Source organism: Streptomyces buecherae, from assembly GCF_014295035.1.
GTDB classification, from domain to species: Bacteria; Actinomycetota; Actinomycetes; order Streptomycetales; family Streptomycetaceae; genus Streptomyces; species Streptomyces youssoufiensis.
Genome location: NZ_CP060404.1, coordinates 7,334,946 through 7,351,094, shown reverse-complemented (window position 1 = coordinate 7,351,094; position 16,149 = coordinate 7,334,946). Strand labels below are relative to the sequence as shown.

The 16,149-nt window shown below is 72.2% G+C and carries 11 protein-coding genes, 1 tRNA gene and 1 pseudogene; 7 read left to right on the top strand and 6 right to left on the bottom strand.

All coding sequences use genetic code 11. The annotated features are described in order from the left end of the window. Positions 1-219 precede the first annotated feature (219 nt). Entirely contained in the window at positions 220-603 is a 384-nt protein-coding gene (locus H7H31_RS29375; protein ID WP_187085851.1) for an RNHCP domain-containing protein, read from the top strand. Positions 604-718: 115 nt separating this feature from the next. Here H7H31_RS29375 and H7H31_RS29370 read toward each other — a convergent pair whose 3' ends face one another. From H7H31_RS29370 to gyrB, 3 genes are all read right to left on the bottom strand, one after another. Then, positions 719-1,819, bottom strand: a complete 1,101-nt coding sequence (locus H7H31_RS29370) for a winged helix DNA-binding domain-containing protein (RefSeq protein ID WP_187118124.1) — start codon at positions 1,817-1,819, stop codon at positions 719-721. 355 nt (positions 1,820-2,174) lie between these two features. Further along, entirely contained in the window at positions 2,175-4,358 is a 2,184-nt protein-coding gene (locus tag H7H31_RS29365) for a DNA gyrase/topoisomerase IV subunit B (RefSeq protein WP_232110135.1), read from the bottom strand. A 68-nt stretch (positions 4,359-4,426) separates the two neighbouring features. Continuing rightward, positions 4,427-6,478, bottom strand: coding sequence for a DNA topoisomerase (ATP-hydrolyzing) subunit B (gene gyrB, locus H7H31_RS29360; protein WP_187061651.1), 2,052 nt, complete (start codon positions 6,476-6,478; stop codon positions 4,427-4,429). A gap of 376 nt (positions 6,479-6,854) precedes the next feature. Between gyrB and H7H31_RS29355 the strand changes: the two genes are divergently transcribed. Both H7H31_RS29355 and H7H31_RS29350 read left to right on the top strand, forming a co-directional pair. Beyond that, positions 6,855-7,610 (top strand): FHA domain-containing protein, encoded by a 756-nt coding sequence (locus tag H7H31_RS29355; RefSeq protein WP_232110134.1) that lies wholly within the window; start codon positions 6,855-6,857, stop codon positions 7,608-7,610. A 210-nt stretch (positions 7,611-7,820) separates the two neighbouring features. Then, the gene (locus tag H7H31_RS29350) at positions 7,821-9,506 is read left to right on the top strand and encodes a ribonuclease J (RefSeq protein ID WP_187061650.1); all 1,686 of its coding nucleotides are present in this window, start codon (positions 7,821-7,823) and stop codon (positions 9,504-9,506) included. Positions 9,507-10,067: 561 nt separating this feature from the next. Here H7H31_RS29350 and H7H31_RS29345 read toward each other — a convergent pair. Next, positions 10,068-11,000: pseudogene (locus tag H7H31_RS29345) on the bottom strand (TerC family protein); the annotation flags it as partial. Between the two features lie 369 nt (positions 11,001-11,369). Here H7H31_RS29345 and H7H31_RS29340 point away from each other — a divergent pair. After that, entirely contained in the window at positions 11,370-12,725 is a 1,356-nt protein-coding gene (locus tag H7H31_RS29340; RefSeq protein WP_187061649.1) for a vanadium-dependent haloperoxidase, read from the top strand. Positions 12,726-13,039: 314 nt separating this feature from the next. Then, positions 13,040-13,408 (top strand): DUF4190 domain-containing protein, encoded by a 369-nt coding sequence (locus H7H31_RS29335; protein WP_187061648.1) that lies wholly within the window; start codon positions 13,040-13,042, stop codon positions 13,406-13,408. A gap of 64 nt (positions 13,409-13,472) precedes the next feature. Here the strand turns inward: H7H31_RS29335 and H7H31_RS29330 are convergent, their stop codons facing one another. Beyond that, positions 13,473-13,877, bottom strand: coding sequence for a RidA family protein (locus H7H31_RS29330; RefSeq protein ID WP_187061647.1), 405 nt, complete (start codon positions 13,875-13,877; stop codon positions 13,473-13,475). 207 nt (positions 13,878-14,084) lie between these two features. Between H7H31_RS29330 and H7H31_RS29325 the strand changes: the two genes are divergently transcribed. Next, on the top strand, positions 14,085-14,381 hold the full coding sequence (locus H7H31_RS29325; protein ID WP_187061646.1) for a hypothetical protein: 297 nt from the start codon (positions 14,085-14,087) through the stop codon (positions 14,379-14,381). A 261-nt stretch (positions 14,382-14,642) separates the two neighbouring features. On the opposite strand, the gene H7H31_RS29320 is transcribed toward H7H31_RS29325, so the two are convergent. Continuing rightward, positions 14,643-14,730, bottom strand: a tRNA-Leu gene (locus tag H7H31_RS29320). 314 nt (positions 14,731-15,044) lie between these two features. Between H7H31_RS29320 and fdhD the strand changes: the two genes are divergently transcribed. After that, positions 15,045-16,100 (top strand): formate dehydrogenase accessory sulfurtransferase FdhD, encoded by a 1,056-nt coding sequence (fdhD, locus tag H7H31_RS29315; RefSeq protein ID WP_187118123.1) that lies wholly within the window; start codon positions 15,045-15,047, stop codon positions 16,098-16,100. Positions 16,101-16,149 lie beyond the last annotated feature (49 nt).

Here is a 16,149-nt window from a genome sequence, read left to right as displayed (position 1 = left end):
GGATCTCGCGTACGAGGACGGTCCGCACCGGTGACGTCTGGACCCGGCCGACGCGTTCGGCCCGGTCGAGGCTGACCGGCTCCGCGCGGACTCCCCTACGCGAGCGGCGTACCTCGCGGCGGCCAACCCGGCCGCCCCTGGACCGCGTTCGCGACGTGCCGCACCTCGGCGCGCGCGACACGCTTCGCACGTGACGCACACTGCCAGGAGTCCCCTCGCATGACCCGACCCAGCAAGCGGGAGCGCGCCGCACACGGCCGCTCCCGGAACGCCACCTCGTTCCGTTGTCTCCACTGCGGCCTCGACATCTCCCTGAGCGCCGTGGGCACCAGCCATCGCAACCACTGCCCGCACTGCCTGTGGAGCCGACACCTCGACACCACCCCGGGCGACCGGGCCGCCGACTGCGGCGCCCGGATGGAGCCGCTGGCCATCACCGTGCGCGGTGACGGCGAGTGGGTGATCATCCACCGGTGCACCGGCTGCGGCGTGCTGCACGCCAACCGCACGGCGGGCGACGACAACGCCCTGCCGCTGACCCGGCTCGCCGTACGCCCACTGGCCCAGCCGCCATTCCCCTTCGAGCGGCTGGCCGGCCTGTGAGCCGCTGACCGCGCGACGGGCCCGGCGACCCCACCCAGGGGCCGCCGGGCCCTTTTCCGTCGCGTTCGGCCGTCCCCTCACCGTACGGGGGGCAGGAGCGGGCCACGGGGATCGCTCAGCGGGGAGACGCCTCGATCTCGAATCCGTGGCGCTCGCCGTCGGCGAGGAACGAGGCGAGCGCGGCGGCCTGTTCGGCCACGGCGGTACGGTCGGCTCGCGAGAAGGCCCGCAGCGGGGTGACCGTGACCGTGCCGTCCCGAACGCTCCACGTGGCGGCGACCCGGCCGTCCAGCAGGACGAAGCGGGCGCCGGTGACAGACAGGCCACGGTGGGCGTCGTCGATGATCCGGCCGCGGTCGTGGTAGCCGAGGACGGCGTTGTCGAAGGCGGGCAGGAACCGCACCGGCGCGGGTGTCTCGGGGTCGGGGCGTGGCGCGCCGGGGAGGTCGAGCAGTTCCCGGCCGCGCTCGTCGCGGAAGGTGACCAGCTCGTCCCGTAGGGCCGCGAGGGCGGTCGGCAGTCCGGCCAGGCCGCACCAGGCGCGCACGTCGGCGGAGGCGGCGGGCCCGAACGCGGCCAGGTAGCGCCGCACCAGCGCCTGGCCGACCGGGTCCGAGCCGGTGCGCGGCAGCGGGTCCACCTCGCGGCCGAGCCAGGACGCGAGCGGCGCGTTGCGCACCCCCGCCCGGACGCGCCACAGCCCGCGCGGCGGCATCTGCGCCACCGGGACGAGCGCGGCGATGACCACCTCGCCGAGCGCCCGTGGCCCCGGCTCGGGCCACCGTTCGGCCAGCGCCCGGCCGAGGTCGGCCATCGAACACGGCTCGCCGTCGGCCAACAGGGCGCGGCCCGCCGCCGCGAGCGCGTCGAGGTCCACTCCGGCGAGTTCGCGACGGTAGGCCCCGACGGACCGCTGCCGGAGCATGGCGTCGTGCCGCGCCCGCCAGGCCAGCGCGTCGTCCGCGGTGACCAGGTGCACCGTGCGGCGCATGAGGTGGGTGCGTACCACGCGTCGCTCGGTCAGCAGGTCCGAGAGCGCGTGGGGGTCGAACGCGCGCAGCCGGGACCACAGCCCGACGAAGGGTTCCTGCGGCTCCTGGGCCTGGAGGCCGCCCAGGTGCGCGACGGCGTCGATGGCCGGCAGGTCGGCGCGGTCGAGGAGCAACTGCCGGGCGAGCGTGGCGCGGTTGAGCGCCCGGGTGTCCAGCACGGTCATCGCGGCCCCTCCACCGCCCGCGCGTCACCGCTGCTCCCGGCCGCCACCGGGCGCGGCACGGCGGCCGTGCGCGCGGCGGGGCGGCCGGCCCGGCCGCCGGCCCGGCGGGAGCGGGGCGAGGCGGTCGGGGGGCCGGGTTCTTCCTGGTTGTTCTCGTCGTGATGCACGGGCCCACGATGGCAGGCCATGAGGACAGGGCGTGTCCGCTTTGTTCGCGTGATCGTGGGAGGTGCGGCGGGTCCCCGGGGGCCGTGGCGCGCGGAGCCCGCCGCTCGTGCGGGGGCGGCCGTGGCCCTGCCCGCCAGGCTCCCCCGGGGTCGCACGCGCGCTGCCCGTACGTACGCCCGCGCGGTGGCTACGCGTCGATGCGCGACCGGTCCAGCGTCGCCGCCGAGCCGGCGATGAACTCCTTGCGCGGCGCCACGTCGTTGCCCATCAGCAGGTCGAAGACGCGCTCCGCGGCGTCCAGGTCGGAGAGGTTGATCCGGCGCAGGGTGCGGCGGCGCGGGTCCATCGTGGTCGCCGCCAGTTGGTCGGCGTCCATCTCGCCGAGCCCCTTGTAGCGCTGGATCGAGTCCCTGTACCGGACGCCCTGGCGTCGCAACTCCGCGAGTGTGTCCCGCAGTTCGCGGTCGGAGTAGGTGTAGACGTACCTGTCCCGGCCCTTCCCGGGCTGGGTGATCTCGACGCGGTGCAGTGGCGGGACCGCGGCGAAGACCCGGCCGGCCTCGACCATCGGCCGCATGCAGCGGTGGAACAGCGTGAGCAGCAGGCAGCGGATGTGGGAGCCGTCCACGTCGGCGTCGGTCATCATGATGATCCTGCCGTAACGGGCCTGGTCCAGATCGAAGGTGCGGCCCGAGCCCGCACCGATGACCTGGATGATCGCGCCGCACTCGGCGTTGCGCAGCATGTCGGCCGCCGACGAGCGCCGCACGTTCAGGATCTTGCCCCGGATCGGCAGCAGCGCCTGGAACTCGGAGTTCCGGGCGAGCTTGGCCGTCCCCAGGGCGGAGTCACCCTCGACGATGAACAGTTCGCCGCGGTCGGTGTCGCCGCTGCGACAGTCGGCGAGCTTGGCCGGCAGCGCGGAGGACTGGAGGGCGGTCTTCCGGCGCTGGACCTCCCTGTGCTGGCGGGCCGCGACACGCGTGCGGGCGGCGGCGACGACCTTGTCCAGCACGGCACGGGCCTGGGCCGAGGTGTCGCGTCTGGTGGACGTGAGGAACGCCGCCAACTCCCTCGCGACCACCTGGTGCACGACGCGGCGGGCGGCCGACGTGCCGAGCACCTCCTTGGTCTGGCCCTCGAACTGCGGCTCGGCCAGCCGCACGGTCACCACGGCGGTGAGGCCCTCAAGGGCGTCGTCCCTGACGACGTCGGCCTCGGCGACGCGCAGCAGCTTCCTGGCGCGCAGGGCCTCGTTCACCGTCCGGGTGACGGCCTGCTCGAAACCGGCGACATGGGTGCCGCCCTTGGGCGTGGCGATGACGTTGACGAAGGACTTCACGGTCGTGTCGTAGCCGGTGCCCCAGCACAGGGCCACGTCCACGCCGAGTTCGCGGCTGACCTCGGCGGGCGTCGAACGGCCGTGCTCGTCCAGGACCGGGACGGCCTCCCGGAACGTGCCCCGGCCGGTGAGGCGGAGCACGTCGCACAGGGGCCTGTCGCCGGTGAGGTACGCGCAGAACTCGCCGACCCCACCGTCGAAACGGAAGGACTCCTCGCCCGTGCCGCCGTCCGGGCCGAGGCCGTACGCGTCCCGGACGACGAGGGTCAGGCCCGGCACCAGGAAGGCCGTCTGGCGGGCCCGTTGGTGCAGCGCGTCGAGGCGGAGCCGAGCGTCCGGCGGGAAGATCCGCTGGTCGGCCCAGTAACGCACCCGGGTGCCCGTGCGCGACGCGGGAATCTCGGTCGTTCGACGCAGGCCCGGGGCCGGGGTGAAGGGGGCGTCGGGTCCCGGGCCGGCGTACCTGCCGGGGGTGCCGCGGTGGAAGCTCATGGCGTGGGTGTGGCCGTGCCGGTCGATCTCGATGTCGAGTCGCGCGGAGAGGGCGTTGACCACGCAGGCGCCGACGCCGTGCAGGCCGCCGGAGGCCGCGTAGGAGCCGCCGCCGAACTTCCCGCCGGCGTGCAGCTTGGTGTAGGCGATCTCGACGCCGGACAGGCCGGTGCGGGGCTCGACATCGACAGGGATGCCGCGGCCGTTGTCGGCGACCTCGACCGAGCCGTCCTCGTGCAGGACGACCTCGACGCGGTCGCAGTACCCGCCCAGGGCCTCGTCCACGGAGTTGTCGATGATCTCCCACAGGCAGTGCGTCAGGCCCCGGCTGTCGCTGGAGCCGACGTACATGCCGGGGCGCTTGCGCACGGCCTCAAGTCCTTCCAGGGCCATGAGGTGCCGTGCGGTGTAGTCGGAGCCGTCCCGTGGTGGGTTGACCGTGGGTGTGGCGGTGGTCGTGGGTGTGGAGTCGGGCGTGGGTGTGGCGGTGGTCGTGGGTGCGGAGTTGGCCGTGGGTGTGGCGGGGGGCGTGCGCACGCGGTGCTCTCCTCGGCGGCGGTCGCGGGGGCGGGGGCGGGGCCCCGGGCCCGGTGGGCCCGGGGGCGTCAGATGTCGAGGAAGCGGACGTCCTTGGCGTTGCGCTGGATGAAGTGGCGGCGCGCCTCGACGTCCTCGCCCATCAGGACGGAGAACAGGTCGTCGGCGACGGCCGCGTCGTCCAGGGTGACCTGGCCCAGGACCCGGTGGTCGGGGTCCATGGTGGTCACGCGCAATTCCTCGGCGTTCATCTCGCCCAGGCCCTTGAAGCGCTGGATGGAGTCGTCCCTGACCCGGCGGCCGGCCTGTCGGCCCCGTTCGACGAGCACGTCGCGTTCGCGGTCGGAGTAGGCGTACTCCACGTGCTCCCGGCTCCACTTGATCTTGTAGAGCGGGGGGCGGGAGAGGTAGACGTGGCCCTCTTCGATCAGCGGTCGCATGAAGCGGAAGAGGAAGGTGAGCAGCAGTGTGTTGATGTGCTGGCCGTCGACGTCGGCGTCCGCCATCAAAATGATCTTGTGGTAGCGGAGCCTGGCGATGTCGAAGTCCTCGTGCACGCCCGCGCCGAACGCGGAGATGATCGCCTGCACCTCCTGGTTGTGCAGGATTCTGTCGATCCTGGCCTTCTCGACGTTGAGGATCTTGCCGCGGATGGGCAGGATCGCCTGGTACCGCGGGTCGCGGCCGGACTTGGCCGAGCCGCCGGCGGAGTCACCCTCGACGATGAAGATCTCGCACCGCGCCGGGTCGCTGGACTGGCAGTCGCTGAGCTTGCCCGGCAGCGACGCCGTCTCGAGCAGGCCCTTGCGGCGGGTCAGGTCGCGCGCCCTGCGGGCCGCGACCCGGGCGGTCGCCGCCTGGAGGGCCTTGCGCACGATGTCGGCCGCCTCGTTCGGATTGCGGTCGAACCAGTCGGTCAGCCGCTCGTGCACCACCTTCTGCACGAAGGTCTTCGCCTCGGTGTTGCCGAGCTTGGTCTTGGTCTGGCCCTCGAACTGCGGCTCGCCCAGCTTGACCGAGATGATCGCGGTCAGACCCTCGCGGATGTCCTCACCGGCGAGGTTGTCGTCCTTCTCGCGCAGCAGCCTCCGCTCCCGCGCGTAGCGGTTGACGACGGTGGTCAGCGCCGCGCGGAAGCCCTCCTCGTGGGTGCCGCCCTCGTGGGTGTGGATGGCGTTGGCGTACGAGTAGACGCTGTCGGTGTACTGGGTGTTCCACTGCATCGCGACCTCGACCGACAGCACGCGCTCGGGTTCCTCGGCGTCGAAGGAGATCACCGACGGGTGCACCGGGTCCCCCTTGCGGGCGCCCAGGTGGGCGACGAAGTCGGTGATGCCGCCGGCGTAGCGGTACGAGACCGTCTTGGCCGCCCGCTCCGCGACGGCGTCCGTGCCGACCTCGTCGGGCGCGGCCGTCGCGCGCGCGGAGGGACGTTCGTCGGTCAGGGTCAGGGTGAGCCCCCGGTTGAGGAACGCCATCTCCTGGAAGCGCCTGGCCAGCGTCTCGAAGGAGAAGTGGGTGGTCTCGAAGATCGCGCCGTCCGCCCAGAACGTCAGCGACGTGCCCGTCCGGGAGGTGCCCTCGTGGCGGACGAGCGGTCCGGCGGGGGCGCCGTTCGCGTAGTCCTGTGTCCACCGGTGGCCCTCGGTCCAGATCTCCACCGACAGCCGGGTCGACAGGGCGTTGACCACGGACAGGCCCACGCCGTGCAGGCCACCGGAGACCGCGTATCCCCCGCCACCGAACTTCCCACCCGCGTGCAGCACGGTCAGCACCACCTCGACGGCCGGCCGCCGCTCCACCGGATGCGTGCCCACGGGGATGCCCCGGCCGTTGTCGGCCACCCGCACGCCACCGTCGGCCAGGATCGTCACGTCGATCCGGTCGGCCACCCCGGCCAGCGCCTCGTCCACGGAGTTGTCCACCAACTCCTGCACGAGGTGGTGCAGTCCCCGCTCCCCCGTGGAACCGATGTACATCCCGGGCCGCTTGCGCACGGCGTCGAGGCCGTCCAGGACGGTGATCGCGTTGGCGTCGTACGCCGCGGCCCCGGCGAGGCCGAGCCGCTCAGCTCCGTCGGTGTTGGCGTGGGCGCCGGTACGGGTGTCGTAAGTGGTCACAGATGCTCTCTTTCGGGCATGACAGACCGCGCTCTGACACCGCGGTGCGGGAGAGCGGTCAAAGACCTGGCGGAAACGGAACACGGCAACATGAAGAGGACCCACGAGCCCTGCGGACTCGGGACCAGTCACCGTCGGAACGGGCGCCACGATACCGAAGATGCCACCCACTCTCGGGCCGAGAAGGTGGCCACGCAGCCCCGTAGTCAACTTTCTCGCTGGCCACCCATCCCCCCTGCGTCGAGCCCATGAAAACGCGACAGAGAGGCGCACGGCGGCTTTCCTGACACCTTGCCGCGCCGGGCTCACGACGCTTTCTTCCGGCCGGTCCGGCGAGCGCGTCCCCGTACCGCGTGGCGCCGGTCGAGGAGACAGGGTGACGGCGATCCCGGCGAACCAAGACAGCCTGCTGCCAAGGGGGTTCGGCAGCCTGAGCCGCACGGTACCCGCGTCCTTGCCGGACACGCTCTTCGTACTGGGCGCGAACGGCGGCATGCGGGTGGCGCCCGACGCGAACTCCAGGCTGCTGTTCGGGCGCAACGAGCCCGAGGTCCACGTCTGCGTCAGCCCGACCGACGCGCTCGTCAGCCGACGACAGGGGCTGATCGTCCGCGAGTCCGCCCACTGGGTGCTGCACAACACCGGCAGGCTGCCCATCCTCTTCCCCGGCCCGAGGCTGGTGCTCGGCGGCGACCAGGCACACCTGCCGACCGGGTACACCCCCTTGTTCGTGGTCTCCTCACGCCACCAACACCTGCTGGAGGTCCGCGTCACCGCACCGGGCCAGCCACCCGGCCCACGGGACGGGCCCGAGCGGTACGAGGAGGAGACCCGCGAGACCCGCGCCGACATCCGGCAGCTGAGCCCGGAGGAGAGGCTGGTACTCGTCTGCCTCGCGCAGCACTGCCTGCGACACGGGCCCCACCCACAACCGCTGGCCTGGGCCCAGGTGGGTGACGAGCTGAGCCGGCTGCGACCGGCGGAGCGGTGGAGCCCCAAGCGCGCCGCGCACATCGTCGCCAACGTACGCAGACGGCGCAGCGGGGAGAACGGTGTCCCCGGCCTCCTGGAGGACGAGGTCCCCCAGCCGGTCGGCACGCGCTCAACCACAACCTCATCACCGACCTGCTGACCACCACGACCATCGTCAGGGCGGATCCGCGCCTGCCGCGTCCCTGACCCACCCCGCCTGCCGCCCGGACGGGCCTGACCTCCGCACCCTCCGCGCCGCCCGTACCACAGCCCCGCACCCACCCGCACCAGCGCACCGCAGCCCCGCCGGCCGCACCGTTCGGTTGCCCTGCGATGGATCACCCACGTGACCCTCCGGTAGCGTCGGGATATGAGCCATCCGCATCCCGAACTCAAAGCCGCTCCACCGCTGCCCAAAGGGGGGCTGAGGATCGTCGCTCTGGGCGGTCTCGGTGAGATCGGCCGCAACATGACCGTCTTCGAGCACGCCGGCAAGCTCCTGATCGTCGACTGTGGCGTGCTGTTCCCCGAAGAGAACCAGCCCGGGGTGGACGTGATCCTCCCCGACTTCACCTCGATCCGGGACCGCCTGGACGACATCGTGGCCGTGGTGCTGACCCACGGCCACGAGGACCACATCGGCGGCGTGCCGTACCTGCTGCGGGAGCGGGCGGACATCCCCGTGGTCGGCTCCAAGCTGACGCTCGCGTTCCTGGAGGCCAAGCTCAAGGAGCACGGCATCCGGCCCCGTACGGTACGGGTGCGCGAGGGTGACCGGCGCGGCTTCGGCCCCTTCGACTGCGAGTTCGTCGCGGTCAACCACTCCATCCCGGACGGCCTGGCGGTGGCGATCCGCACCGGCGCCGGCATGGTGCTGCACACCGGCGACTTCAAGATGGACCAGTTCCCGCTGGACGACCGGATCACCGATCTGCGCGCCTTCGCCCGACTGGGTGAGGAGGGCGTCGACCTCTTCCTCACCGACTCCACCAACGCCGAGGTGCCCGGCTTCACGACCTCCGAACGCGATCTGAACCCGGCGATCGAGCAGGTTCTGCGCACCGCCCCGCGGCGGGTCATCGTCTCCAGCTTCGCCAGCCACGTCCACCGCATCCAGCAGGTCCTGGACGCCGCCCACCAGCACGGCCGCAAGGTCGCCTTCGTGGGCCGGTCCATGGTCCGCAACATGGGCATCGCCCGCGAACTCGGCTACCTCCAGGTCCCGCCCGGCCTGGTGGTGAGCACCAAGGAGCTGGAGTCCCTTCCGGACCACCAGATCACCCTGGTGTGCACCGGGTCCCAGGGTGAGCCGATGGCCGCGCTCTCCCGCATGGCCAACCGCGACCACATGATCCGCATCGGCGAGGGGGACACCGTCCTGCTCGCCAGTTCCCTGATCCCCGGCAACGAGACCGCCATCTACCGGGTGATCAACGGGCTGACCCGGTGGGGCGCGCACGTCGTCCACAAGGGCAACGCCAAGGTGCACGTCTCGGGCCACGCCAGCGCGGGCGAGCTGGTGTACTGCTACAACATCGTCAAGCCGCGGCACGTGATGCCCGTGCACGGCGAGTGGAAGCACCTGCGGGCCAACGCCGACCTGGCCATCCGTACCGGCGTCGCGCCCGACCGCGTCGTCATCGCGGAGGACGGCGTCGTGGTCGACCTGGTCAACGGCCGCGCCTCGATCACCGGCAAGGTGCCCGCCGGCAACGTGTACGTGGACGGCATGACGGTCGGCGGCGCCACCGAGGCGTCCCTCAAGGACCGGGTCACCCTCGCGGCGGAGGGCGTGGTCACCGTCGTGGCGATCGTCGACGCCGACACGGGCGCCCTCACCGAGCCGCCCGACTTCCTGGCCCGCGGCTTCGTCCACGACGACGCCACCTTCGAGCCGGTCATCCCCGTGATCGAGAAGACCCTGGCCAAGGCGGCCGAGGAGGGCGTCGGAGACGCGCACCAGCTCGAACAACTCGTCGCCCGTGCCGTGGCCAACTGGGCCTTCCGCACCTACCGCCGCAAGCCGCTGATCATCCCCGTCATCATCGACGCCTGACGGGCCCGCACCCGCACCCGCACCGGCGACGACGCCAGAGCCGATCCGGACCCGACCGAGCCCTGGCGCGCGCCGTGCGGCTGCCACCCGCCGCCGTCGGGCGCGGGCGCGCCCCGGGGCGCGGGCAGGGGCCGGAGCCCCCGCACCACGCTGCCGGTTGCCTCAGGGAGCCGAAGGACGCTTGCGGTCCGGTTCCAGCCGGAAGTCGTCGCAGTCGCGGTTCTGGCACGCGCCCGGGCCCCAGACGGGAACGAACGCGCCCAGGGTCTTGCGGCGGTGGACCGCGGCCGGCACGGACTTCTTGCAGGTCGGGCACTCGTACGCTTCGGTCTCGCGCTTCGCTTTGACCATGTTTTTACGGTATCTCCGTACTGGCGGGTCGGGAAGTTCACCGCTCCCCCGCCCGCCCTCGGGGGGCGTGGCCGCACCGTCCCGGCCCGGCGGCCCGGCCGCCGGCGCCGGGTCCGCCACCGGCCGTACGCGGGACGCCTGGGCCCGCTCGGCGGCTGCGTCGGCGTCCTCTTCGTCAGGCCCTTGCGAAGGGCCTGACGGAGGCCCCGGCGGGGGCGGCCTTCGGACGCTGAGCACCACGGCCCCGGCCAGCACGACGACGATGACGGCGAGGCTGACCGGGGAGGGGATCTCCGGGATGTCGGGGCTGATCAGCTTGTGGGACGCCTGGAGGATGAGCTTGACCCCGATGAAGGCGAGGATGATCGCCAGGCCCTTGCTGAGGTAGTGGAAGCGGTCCAGGAGGCCGGCGAGCATGAAGTAGAGGGCCCGCAGCCCGAGGATGGCGAACGCGTTGCTGGTGTAGACGATGAACGCGTCGTCGCTGACCGCGAGGACGGCCGGCACGCTGTCGACGGCGAAGATCAGGTCGGCGGCCTCGATCGCCGCCACCACCGCCAGCAGCGGCGTCGCCATCCGCTTACCGGCCTCCCTGACGAAGAACTTCGCCCCCGCGTACTCGTCCCGCACCGGCATCACCTTGCGGAGCATCCGCACGGCGAAGCTCCGGCCCGGGTCGAAGCTCTCCTCCTCGTCCCTGAGGAGCTTGTACGTGCTGTAGAAGAGGACAGCGGCGAAGGCGAACAGCACGGCGGTGAAGCGGCTGACCACGGCCACGCCGAGGGAGAGGAAGATCCCTCGGAAGACGAGCGCGCCGATGACGCCGAAGAACAGCACCCGGTGCTGGTAGGCGCGGGGCACCCGGAAGTACGCGAAGATCACGGCGAAGACGAACAGGTTGTCCACCGACAGGCTCTTCTCCAGCAGCCACGCCGTCGTGTACTCGGTGCCGGCGGTGGTACCGAGGACGAGGAAGACGACCGCGCCGAAGACCAGGGCGAGCCCCACCCACAGGCCGCTCCAGGCGGCGGCCTCCCTGAAACCGATGACGTGCGCGGTGCGGTGGGACAGCAGGTCCACCGCCAACGACACCACCACCGTCGCGGCGAACGCCCCCCACAACCAGAGCGGGACATCAAGCACGGCGAACACCCTCACCTCGACCCGCGCGCATCGCGCCGACCCTTATGAAGAAGTGTCCGCCATGACGCCCGCAGGGGCACGCGGAGCGGGTGCGGCCGGTGGGACCGGCCGGTGCGACCGCCGATGCCAGACCGGCACCGCCGCCCACCCCGTTGCCGACCGACCCCACCACGGCGGCCGGCACGCACCGCACCCCTGGAGGCCGGCACGCGCCTTACCCCTGGAGGCCGGCACGCTGATCCGCCCTCCTCGGGACGCGGCGGCGCGCGTCCGATCCCGGCGCCGGGGGCACCGGGACGCGCCGTTGACACCCCTGGGGGCGCAGGCGAGTATCCGTCTCGATCCGCAGACTCAGAGGGGGGTACCACTGTGTCCAGATCTCCTGACGGCATACCGGGCGGCGGCACGCCGCGCCGCCGCACCGTCCTCCTCGGCCTCACGGCCGGGGCCGCCACCGCGCTGACCACCGGCCTGCCACTGGCCCGCGCCGCGGACGCGCCGTACGAGCCCGTCCTGTACTGGAGCAAGATCCTTGAGGGCGCCGTCAAGGCCACCGGCGGGGCCCCGGGGCCCGCGGCGAGGGCGGCGGCGATCATGCACCTGGCGATGTACGACGCGGCGAACTCGCTCGTCTCCATCGGTCGCCCCTACCTGGCGAAGCAGCCGGTGCTGGGAACCGCGTCGCTCAACGCGGCCATCGCCACCGCCGCGTACACCGCCCTGCACGCCCTCTACCCCTCCGGTTCCTTCGACGGGAACTACGGCTTCGCCCTGTCCCAGGACACCAGTTCCCAGACGGAGAAGGACAAGGGCGCCGCCGTGGGCCGAGGCGCGGCCCAGGCGCTGGTCCAGGCCCGCGCGAACGACGGGGAGGCGACCACGGTGACCTACACCCCCGACGGCGTCCCCGGATCCTGGCGCACCACCGGTTCGGGCCCGGCCGTGACCCCGCACTGGGGCCGGGTGCGGCCCTTCGGCGAGTCCACCCCCGGGCAGTTCCGGCCCGGCCCACCAGGCGGCTTCACCACCTACCAGGACCTCCTGCGCAGCAGCCAGTACGCCGAACAACTCCACGAGGTACGGGTCTTCGGAGGACACTCCAGTACACCGCTGACGACGGTGGTACGCACCCCGGAACAGAGCGACATCGGCAGGTTCTGGGCCAACGACCTCGACGGCACCTACAAGCCCACCTCACAGCTCTACCAGCACGCCCGCATCATCGCCCGCAAGCAGGCGCTGACACCCACCCAGAACGTGCGACTCTTCGCCGTCCTGTCGATCGCCCTCGCGGACGCGGCGGTCGCCGCCTGGGACGCCAAGTACGACACGCCGATCGACCTGTGGCGGCCGGTGTCCGCCATCAACCTCGCCGACAGCGACGGCAATCCGGCCACGACACCCGACCCGGCCTGGCGCCCGCTCTCCTCCGACCTGGACGGCACCAGCTACACGCCCGCCTTCCCCGCCTACGTGTCGGGCCACGCCACCTTCGCCGGCGCCTGGGGCAGCGTCCTGCGGACCTACTTCGCGACCGACGCCATCGCGTTCAGCGCGACCACCGACGGCGGCACCGCCACCCGACGGTTCAACACGCTCTCGGCCGCCACCCACGAGAACGCCATCAGCCGCATCTACCTCGGCGTCCACTACCGGTGGGACGCCGAACAGGGCCTGGCCACCGGCGAGAAGGTCGCCCGCAACGTCACCGGCACCTACCTCTGAACCCACCCCACCCACTCACCCACTCACCCACTCACCCACTCACCCACTCACCCACTCACCCAGTGTCGGGGCACGGGTTGCTGCCTCCGGTCTCCGGCATCCGATCTCCGGTCTCAACCGTGCGGGGGATCTCCTCCGGCGCCCGGGCGCGTGCCGTAGCATCCAGCGCCGGGTGGGTGGGTCCGTGTCCGCCGAGTGGGTTGGTGTCGATGACCCCGACATCCGGACCGGGCACCGTACTCCGCCGCCAGGGGCCAGGCGCCGGCACCAGGTGTCCACGCGCACGCGAACGGGATCAGGGGGAAACAACGGTCGTGAACGCTTCCGGGAGCGTGCGGCAGGCATCGGAGGAGGAAGGGTCGGCGCGGGCCGGGCGGAACCGCCCCGCGAGGGCCAGCGCCTACTGCGCGCTCGCCGCCATCGCCGCGCTCGGCAACCTCGCCGGGCCCGCGGGCTGGCTCAACCCCGGGATCTTCGTCGGTATGGCGTTCCTGTGCGCGCTGGTGGCTGTCATGGCGGGCCACCTGGGACGCTTCCGTGGGCGCGGACTGGGCGGGGAGGGCCGCGGGCTGGCGCTGGCCGGACTCGTGACCGGTTGGGGGGTCCTGCTGGTGTGCCTCGTACTGCTGTTGGCGGTCGTCGGCGTCATCGCGGGCCTCACCCTCCTCGTCGACAGCGCGTGAGCGGCCGGGCCCGACCACTCCTGCGAGCAGGCCCGGCCGGCGAGTTCGCCGCGTACGGCATCGGCTAGGACCGGACGGCCACCGCGTCCACCTCGAACAGCATCCCCGGCAGCGCGAGGGAGGCGACACCGCTCAACGTCTGGGCCGGCAGCCGGTCGCCGAACCGGGCGTGCACCACCTTGCCGAGAGCCTCCAGCTTGTCCAGGTCGTGGTCGACGATGAACGTACCGAGGCGCACCACGTGCTCGTACCCGAGCCCGACCCCCTCCAACGCCGACCGCAGCCGGTCGAAGGCCAACTCCACCTGCGCGGCGAAGTCCCCGGGCACGGGAGCGCCCGTGGCGTCCGAGGCGTACTGCCCGCCGATGAAGACGAGTTCGCCGGGCGCCGACACGGCATGGCTGTACCCGAACGGTGCCGGATCGTGGAGGGTGTCCGGGTTGGTGATGCTGCGCTGGTCAGTGCTCATGCCTGCCCGAACACCCGCTCGGTCCCGTCCATTCCGCGACACTTCGCCGTTCCTCACAGCATCGGCCTCCGCGGTCCGAGCATGCCGCGGGGAGCGCGACAGCGATGACGGGAGGCCCTACGTCACCACGTAGGGATCTCGACACCAGCAAGTGGACCGGTCCCCGCCCGGGGACCGGTCCCTCGCGTTTCGGAGAGGACGGCCAACGTGACTGCGACGACGATGCCCGGCGAGGTGCTGAGCGCTGTCCAGCCCGTGTCTTCGCGGCTGGTTGCTGAGCGGCGCGGATCGACGGTGTGGGAAGCGGAGTCGAAGGAACACGGACGCGTCGCCGTAAAGGTCGGAGCCCCCATTGACGAGGAACGGGAGTACACGGCCCTGGCCTGCGACCGGGGCGGCACAGTGAAGAACCTGCACCACTTCCCTTATCCAGGGTGTCTGGTCCGCTACGAGGCACCGAAGACCTCCCGGCAAGCGGCCAAGGAGGCCCAGCGCGACCACTGACGCCGCGCGCCACGCCGAAGCACCGAAACAGCCCCGGCCCGCAGTGGGCCGGGGCTCGCTTCGCTGGTTGGTGGGAGCAGCGCACGAGACGGGTTGTCGGCCAGGCTGGGAACGGGGTCTGCCAACAGATTCGGGGGGACCGGAACAGGCTTGGCCTGTCGTCTCAGGTCTGGCCTGGGACATCTCTGGGCTGTTGGTCATGCGGTGGGTCACACCCCACCCCAGAAACGCAGAAAACCCCAGGTGAACTGGGGTCTTAGCTGGTGTCCGAGGGGGGACTTGAACCCCCACGCCCGATAAAGGGCACTAGCACCTCAAGCTAGCGCGTCTGCCATTCCGCCACCCGGACCAGGTGTGCTCCGCGGTTCCCCGCGGCGACATGGATAACGATACCAAGGATTCGCAGTGCGTTTCACCTGCGTATCCGCACCTCACGAGGGGTCCGGGAGGCGTGTCAGCCCACGGCCGCAGAGCGATGGGGTGCGCACGCAGGGTGACGGCTTCTTCGGGTCGGCGGAGCGGTTTCGGCGACCGTGGTCCGGGTACCTCGTCGGACTCGCGTCCGGCTCGTGACGTGCCGCGATGGGTGACAATGCGGGAGGCAGGGCCGGCGCGTACGCGGGTTGGCCGACGGTATCGGGACGACCAGGATGGATCGACACCATGGGACGGGTCACCGAGCGACGGCGCGTGGTACGCATCCGTGGCGGCAAGGTCAGTACGCGGCCCGACACGCTCGTGGCCGAGGAGCCGCTGGAGATTCGGCTGAACGGCAAGCCGCTCGCGATCACGATGCGCACTCCGGGGGACGACTTCGCGCTGGCCGCCGGGTTCCTGGTGAGCGAGGGTGTGCTCGCGAGCGACAGCGACCTGGCCACCATCGCGTACTGCGCGGGGGCGGTCGCCGCGCCACGGGACGAGCCGTCCGACGAGCTGGTCGACGGGCCGCCCGGTGGGCTGGGTGTCGCGGCGGGCGGGGGTGGCGGGGTGGCTGCCGGGTGGACGACCGCGCCGCTGCCCGCCGCCGTCGGGCGACGGGCCGGCGGGGTGGGGCGGGGTGGCGCGGGGCTGCCCGTGATCGACACGCGGGGCGGCGCCGGAAGCGCCCCGGGTGGCGCCGGGGCCCGGGGCGCCAACACGTACAACGTGGTCGACGTGCACCTCGCGCCAGGTGTGCCGCTGCCTGACATCGGGCTGGAGCGCAACGTGTACACCACCTCGTCGTGTGGGTTGTGCGGGAAGGCCAGCCTGGAGGCGGTGCGTACGACCGCGCGCTGGCCCGTGGGCGATCCGGCCACACCGGTCGTCCTCTCCCCCGACGTGCTGGCCGCGCTGCCGGATCGGCTGCGCGCGGCGCAGCGCGTGTTCGAGCGCACCGGTGGGCTGCACGCCGCCGCGCTGTTCACGGCGGAGGGCGAACTGCTGGACGTACGGGAGGACGTGGGCCGCCACAACGCCGTGGACAAGCTCGTCGGCCGCGCCCTCCAGCAGGGGCGGCTGCCGCTGTCCTCCAGCGTGTTGCTGGTGTCGGGGCGCGCGTCCTTCGAGCTGGCGCAGAAGGCGGTGATGGCCGGCATTCCGGTGCTCGCCGCGGTGTCGGCGCCCTCGTCGCTGGCGGTCGACCTGGCCGAGGAGACGGGGCTGACCCTGATCGGCTTCCTGCGGGGCGCGGACATGAACGTGTACGCGGGCGCGGAGCGGGTGAGCTGGGAGGAGTAGCCGGGCCGGCGCCGGGGTGAGGTGGGGGTGACCGGGGGCGCACTCGGCG

Excerpts from the sequence above, each read along its gene's own strand:
- H7H31_RS29370 (WP_187118124.1), bottom strand. The coding sequence starts at position 1,819 with ATGACCGTGCTGGACACCCGGGCGCTCAACCGCGCCACGCTCGCCCGG.
- H7H31_RS29330 (WP_187061647.1), bottom strand. The coding sequence starts at position 13,877 with ATGAGCACTGACCAGCGCAGCATCACCAACCCGGACACCCTCCACGAT.
- H7H31_RS29350 (WP_187061650.1), top strand. The coding sequence starts at position 7,821 with ATGAGCCATCCGCATCCCGAACTCAAAGCCGCTCCACCGCTGCCCAAA.
- H7H31_RS29375 (WP_187085851.1), top strand. The coding sequence starts at position 220 with ATGACCCGACCCAGCAAGCGGGAGCGCGCCGCACACGGCCGCTCCCGG.
- fdhD (WP_187118123.1), top strand. The coding sequence starts at position 15,045 with ATGGGACGGGTCACCGAGCGACGGCGCGTGGTACGCATCCGTGGCGGC.